The organism is Bacteroidota bacterium, assembly GCA_036522515.1.
Taxonomy (GTDB): Bacteria; Bacteroidota; Ignavibacteria; order UBA10030; family SZUA-254; genus VBOC01.
Genome location: DATDFQ010000034.1, coordinates 37,025 through 43,759, shown reverse-complemented (window position 1 = coordinate 43,759; position 6,735 = coordinate 37,025). Strand labels below are relative to the sequence as shown.

Sequence of the window (6,735 nt, the reverse complement as noted above, 5' to 3'; positions counted from 1 at the left end):
GTTCAGCCCGGTCCTCTCGTACTAGGGCCGACTTCCCTCAAGTATCAACGACGACAGTAGATAGAGACCAACCTGTCTCACGCATGGTTTCACACATTACTGTGTGCATTGGACTGTAACTTCGTCCTTGCATTCAAGGACTGCTGACGTTCAGTCTCTACGGGTAAAATTCTATTCGCTCGCAGTGAGCGACGAACCATTCCCTCGGTATTGCCCATGCCGGGTTTCACCGATATTAGTCAGCTTGTTCATTCTGCATTACTGCAGATGACCGCCGTGATTTGATTGATTGTTTGACTTTAATTATTTAACGAAAAAACCTTTATATAGATAACTTGCGATGTTTTATTCAGACCGTTCAACCCATGATCCATGATTCGTAATTCATGCTTCACGAGCTAAACGGTCTGAACCCAGCTCACGTACCACTTTAATTGGCGAACAGCCAAACCCTTGGGGCCTTCTCCAGTCCCGGGATGTGGTGAGCCGACATCGAGGTGCCGAGCGGAGTCGTCGATAGGGACTCTCGGACTCCACTAGCCTGTTATCCCCGGAGTAACTTTTAGCCGTTGTCTCCGACCTTCCTATGAAGATTCGTCGGGTCGCTAAGTCCTGCTTTCGCACCTGCTCGACTTGTAGGTCTCGCAGTTAGGCACCCTTATGCCTTTACACTCGACGCATGATTACCAACCATGCTGAGGGTACCATTGAGAGCCTCCGTTACAATTTAGGCATTTATGTTGTCACGTCAACTGAACAACTTGGAACATTTTAGTTGACCTGATTCCCGAATCGGGACTTCGCATCGCTGCGAAGATCAGACTATATCATTCCCTCAGATTATCTCCGAGGGATCCGGCGTATAGTCGTTGAGGGGACCTCTTTGAGGTCTTCCCTGCTGATTGTCCGCACTGATGAAGTTTCACGTCCTTTGATTTCAAAGAATCGTCCCATCAGATACTGCATCACCTCACAACATCTCAAACGGAGAGAAGATATCGTGTGTGAACGGATGTTCCAGCATACAGCCAGATGTGGGTTCGTATGTCACCATACGAAAGCCCCTAATTTATATCGCGGTCGAGGCGACCGCCCCAGTCAAACTACCCGCCTGGCAGTGTCCCTTTGCCGGATTCACGGCAAGAGGTTAGAGTTCAAACAGAACAAGGGTGGTATTTCACTGGTGACTCCACCGAGGCTAGCGCCCCGGCTTCAAAGTCTCCCACCTATGCTACACATGCTTTGTCCGAATCCAATGCCAAGGTATAGTAAAGCTTCACGGGGTCTTTCCGTCCATATGCGGGTAACCGGCGTCTTCACCGGTACCACAATTTCACCGAGCCCATGGTCGAGACAGTGACCAAATCGTTACACCATTCGTGCAGGTCGGAACTTCATGTTTTACCCACTGTTTCCAGTGGCATAGACTATACCTTTATCTGACTTCGAACATATTTTTTCTTACCGGACTTATTCAGTTGTTCGGCAAGTTGGACGACCTGGGCAAAACCCTCTTCCTCGAGATGTTCGCGTTTGTACATCAGTTGTACGATCGCGGCAAACATCTCAAAATCCTCACGTTTACTCGAAAGCAGTGGATACTGCATGAAATGCGGTATCACATTTACCGCCAGTTGAGCAACGCTTCGAACTTCGTACTTGAGAGTTTTGTCTGATCTGTCCGGACGAATTGTGCCGCACTGAAAATTCTTCATAAACAATTTCAGAACTTCAGCACGATCACCATTCTGACTTATGGAAAAGCTCGGTCGGATATCCCAACCGAATCTGTGACGCCGACTCTTGTTGAAAGTCACACAGAAACAGCCTTCTCCATCCGTGTATCCAGACAAATACGATTGTTCGTCCATGGTTCTAATTCAGATACCAGCGTGTTGTGGCGCTCATAGATTTGTTCCAGATGAATTTGGAGCAGGAGACACCACCGTCCCAACACAAAGCATCTGCGTTGAGAGCAGTCGTTACGGGGTCATAAACTAAAGACTTCCCTCGGTATTACCCGCCCGCTTTTCTGGCGGGGTAGGGCTCCACCGATATGAGCTGGAGAGAATCAGAACGAATCGCTTCGTTCTAGGGCAAGAATGTCTTACCCGACAAGGAATTTCGCTCAGACTTGTTACTCCATTGTACAAATGGGGGCTGATCATTTCTGTCAGCCTCTCTGCATCGCTGCAGAGCTCGGACTATATCTTTTCTGATTGGGATCAGAATCTGGCGTATAGTCTCTGAGGATATTGCGTACTGAGGCAATCTTTCCTGCTGATTATCCGTTATCCCTCCCCGATGTACCGGATCGGAAACCGCTCATCCATTGTTACTGCAGCGCAGGGCGCGCTACGAGTAGAATGAGATACGACGGACTTTCCAGCATATAGCCAAATTTTACTAAGGCTGCGTTATTCAACCTTAGGACCGTTATAGTTACGGCCGCCGTTTACTGGGGCTTCAGTCGGAAGCTTCTAACGCCTTGCGGCGCTATGACCCCCTTCCTTAACCTTCCAGCACCGGGCAGGTGTCACACCCTATACGTCCACTTGACGTGTTAGCAGAGTGATGTGTTTTTGTTAAACAGTCGCTTGGCCCATTTCACTGCGATCCCGGATGGCTTCAGGGAGTAAATCCCTTAACCACTCGAGACACCGCTTATCCCGAAGTTACGCGGCTAGTTTGCCGAGTTCCTTGACCATGGCTCACTCGAGCACCTTAGAATACTCTTCTCATCTACCTGTGTCGGTTTACGGTACGGTCTGCCTGCAATCTCCCATACGAAGTTTTTCTCGGCAGTCGGATTAAGATCAGTTTGTTCCCTTGCGGGATCCCGTTCGGGTCTCGGTGATAACTGGGATGCGGATTTGCCAACACCCCACACCTACCTCCTTAGACCGTCTAAGCCAGCAGACGGCTGATCGTTCACTCCTGCGTCACTCCTTATGGTCGGACGATTGCAAACAGGTACAGGAATATTGAACCTGTTTTCCATCGCTTACGCCTTTCGGCCTCGGCTTAGGATCCGACTAACCCTGAGACGATGAACGTTGCTCAGGAAACCTTAGATTTTCGGTGGGCAGGATTACCACCTGCCTTATCGTTACTCATGCCTACATCTGCGTTTCTATTCGCTCCAGCATGCATCGCTGCACACCTTCTCCACCTTGCGGCGGATCCGGTCCACCCGGATCGCAGAATAGAATGCTCCCCTACCACTCCAAACTTGCGTCTGGAATTCACAGCTTCGGTGCGAGGTTTAGTCCCGAGAATTATCGACGCCGAGTCGCTTGACTAGTGAGCTATTACGCACTCTTTCAAGGAATGGCTGCTTCTAAGCCAACCTCCTAGTTGTCTCTGCAACTCAACATCCTTTGTCTGTTAACCTCGACTTGGGGACCTTAGCTGGTGATCTGGATTGTTCTCCTCTCGGCGTCGGCGCTTATCCGTCGTCGCCTGACTCCCGGGAAACATGTTATCGGAATTCGGAGTTTGTCTGGGTTTGGTATCGTTGTGACGACCCTAGCCCAATCAGTGCTCTACCTCCGAAACATTATTACCCGAGGCTAGCCCTAAAGCTATTTCGGGGAGTACGAGCTATCACCCGGTTCGATTAGCTTTTCACTCCTATCCTCAACTCATCCAAGAAGTTTTCAACCCTCACTGGTTCGGACCTCCATGAGGTTTTACCCCCACTTCATCCTGGTCAAGGATAGATCACCGGATTTCGCGTCTACCGCACGTAACTGAATCGCCCTATTCAGACTTGCTTTCGCTACGGCTGCTGAACTGAGTTCATTAGCCTCGCTACGTACGAGTAAGTCGTAGGCTCATTAAGCAAAAGGCACGCCGTCACTCATCAATCCCGGCAAGCCGGGACTGAATTGCTCCGACCGTTTGCAAGCATACGGTTTCAGGTACTATTTCACCCTCCTGTTAGGAGTGCTTTTCACCTTTCCCTCACGGTACTTGTACACTATCGGTCACTAGAGAGTATTTAGCCTTAGAGGATGGTTCCTCCGGATTCCCACAGACTTCCACTTATTCCGTGGTACTTGGGAACGCTTGCCAGAGAGCCATACTGTTTTCGCTTACAGGATTTTCACCTTCTGTGATTCGCTGTTCCAAGCGATTCAGCTAACAATATGGTTTTTTACTCTCCGTCCTATTTGCAATTCGGACCGCAAACGCCCCGCAACACCTCTGACACAACGGTTGCACCCTTTAATGTGTCAGACGGTTTAGGCTGTTCCGTTTTCGCTCGTCGCTACTAACGGAATCGTTGGCTTACTTTTTCTTCCTAGGGGTACTGAGATATTTCACTTCCCCCCGTTAGCTCTACCCCGCCTATGAATTCAGCAGGGAGTTCTCAGGCATTACCCTGAGAGGGTTGCCCCATTCGGACATCGCCGGGTTAAAGGTAGCTCCCACCTATCCGACGCTTATCGCAGGTAACCACGTCCTTCATCGCCTTCTAGTGCCAAGGCATCCACCGTATGCCCTTTGTAACTTAACCAAAAATCTTTATTGACTCACAGTTAGATGTCACCCGCCTTTGACGGGCTATTCTTCAGTGCATCAATATTTTTGGAAAGAACATTTAATTGGATTTTAGTAGTCTGGGTTCGATGCGTTTGTTCATCCGGAGGCATTTCCGCTGTAAGGCGGAAGGGCATGGATAACTACTGACATCTACTGTCAGACAGACTCTTCTTCTAGGTTGTCAAAGAACACTGGCACAATCAAAAGCGCCGGTACGACCCGGCTCCCTGAATTCCTTGCGCCACTTGCTCGTGGAGCTGAAGGGATTCGAACCCTCGACCCCCTGGTTGCAAACCAGGTGCTCTCCCAACTGAGCTACAGCCCCGTAGCACGGTTCGAGATTAGAACTCACGCCGGTGTGGGCCTGGGTCGAGTTGAACGACCGACCTCACGCTTATCAGGCGTGCGCTCTAACCACCTGAGCTACAGGCCCGTGATACCACTTGGTTTCACGGATGGCAAAGAACGTACGATAAATAAGAAAATAGAGCGCATAGAAAAGTCATCTCAGCAGAGCGTCTATTGAGCAGTTCGCCGGCTTTTGGCCGACGTAGGCTCCTTAGAAAGGAGGTGATCCAGCCGCACCTTCCGGTACGGCTACCTTGTTACGACTTAGCCCCAGTCGCTAGTTTTACCTTAGACGCCTACCTTCCCACCTTACGGCGGGATTAGCGCAGCGTTTTCGGGTACCCCTAGTTTCCATGGCTTGACGGGCGGTGTGTACAAGGCCCGGGAACGTATTCACCGCGGCGTGCTGATCCGCGATTACTAGCAATTCCAGCTTCATGGGGTCGAGTTGCAGACCCCAATCCGAACTGAGGATGATTTTTTGGGATTGGCTCCACCTTGCGGCTTGGCAACCCTTTGTATCACCCATTGTAGCACGTGTGTGGCCCTGGGTATAAGGGCCATGAGGACTTGACGTCATCCCCACCTTCCTCACTACTTGCGTAGGCAGTCCACTTAGAGTGCCCAGCATTACCTGATGGCAACTAAGTGCAGGGGTTGCGCTCGTTGCAGGACTTAACCTAACACCTCACGGCACGAGCTGACGACAGCCATGCAGCACCTGTACAAGTGCCCCTTGCGGGGAGAGCGACTTTCATCGCCTGTCACTTGCCTTTCAAACCCAGGTAAGGTTCTTCGCGTTGCATCGAATTGAACCACATGCTCCACTGCTTGTGCGGGCCCCCGTCAATTCCTTTGAGTTTCAACCTTGCGATCGTACTCCCCAGGTGGGATGTTTAACGCGTTAGCTCAGGCACCGATCCCGCTCAGTACTTGCGAACAAGTACTCAGCGGGACCGACACCGAACATCCATCGTTTAGGGCGTGGACTACCAGGGTATCTAATCCTGTTTGCTCCCCACGCTTTCGTCCCTGAGCGTCAGTATCGAGCCAGATAACCGCCTTCGCTACTGGTGTTCTTCATGATCTCTACGCATTTCACCGCTACACCATGAATTCCATTATCCTCTCTCGAACTCAAGACGAGCAGTATCGAAGGCAATTCTTTGGTTGAGCCAAAGACTTTCACCACCGACTTGCTCGCCCGCCTGCGGACCCTTTACACCCAGTAATTCCGGACAACGCTTGCACCCTACGTATTACCGCGGCTGCTGGCACGTAGTTGGCCGGTGCTTATTCACAGGGTACCGTCAATTCCGACAAGTCGGAACATTCTTCCCCTGTAAAAGAAGTTTACATCCTAACGGATTTCGTCCTTCACGCGGCGTCGCTGCTTCAGGCTTTCGCCCATTGAGCAATATTCCTCACTGCTGCCTTCCGTAGAAGTCTGGACCGTGTCGCAGTTCCAGTGTGGCTGATCGTCCTCTCAGACCAGCTACCCATCGTAGACTTGGTGGGCCATTACCCCGCCAACTATCTAATGGGACGCAGGCCCATCTCGTGACATCTCGATTTGCACCGAGACCTTTGATTTTGCGGTGATGCCACCGCAAAACATCATCGGGCATTAGTCCCGGTTTCCCGGGGTTATTCCCGTTCGCGAGGTAGGTTGCCTACGTGTTACTCACCCGTTCGCCGGTTTACTCAGGATATTGCTACCCTTTTCTCCCTGACTTGCATGTGTTAGGCACGCCGCCAGCGTTCGTCCTGAGCCAGGATCAAACTCTCCGTTGTAAATGATCAATCTCAGATACAATTTTCGAGCCTGATCTGATCTCA

At 50.8% G+C, this 6,735-nt stretch carries 2 tRNA genes and 2 rRNA genes; all 4 read right to left on the bottom strand.

Annotated elements, in window-relative coordinates:
• Positions 1–310: 310 nt before the first annotated feature.
• The 4 genes from VI215_05435 to VI215_05420 all read right to left on the bottom strand — a co-directional run bounded on the left by VI215_05435 (position 311) and on the right by VI215_05420 (position 6,690).
• A 23S ribosomal RNA gene (locus tag VI215_05435) occupies positions 311–4,522 on the bottom strand.
• Between the two features lie 278 nt (positions 4,523–4,800).
• Positions 4,801–4,873: transfer RNA gene (locus tag VI215_05430), tRNA-Ala, on the bottom strand.
• A 34-nt stretch (positions 4,874–4,907) separates the two neighbouring features.
• Positions 4,908–4,981: transfer RNA gene (locus VI215_05425), tRNA-Ile, on the bottom strand.
• Between the two features lie 130 nt (positions 4,982–5,111).
• Positions 5,112–6,690 (bottom strand): 16S ribosomal RNA (locus VI215_05420).
• The 16S and 23S rRNA genes sit together here with 2 tRNA genes alongside, the layout of an rRNA operon.
• Positions 6,691–6,735: the final 45 nt, after the last annotated feature.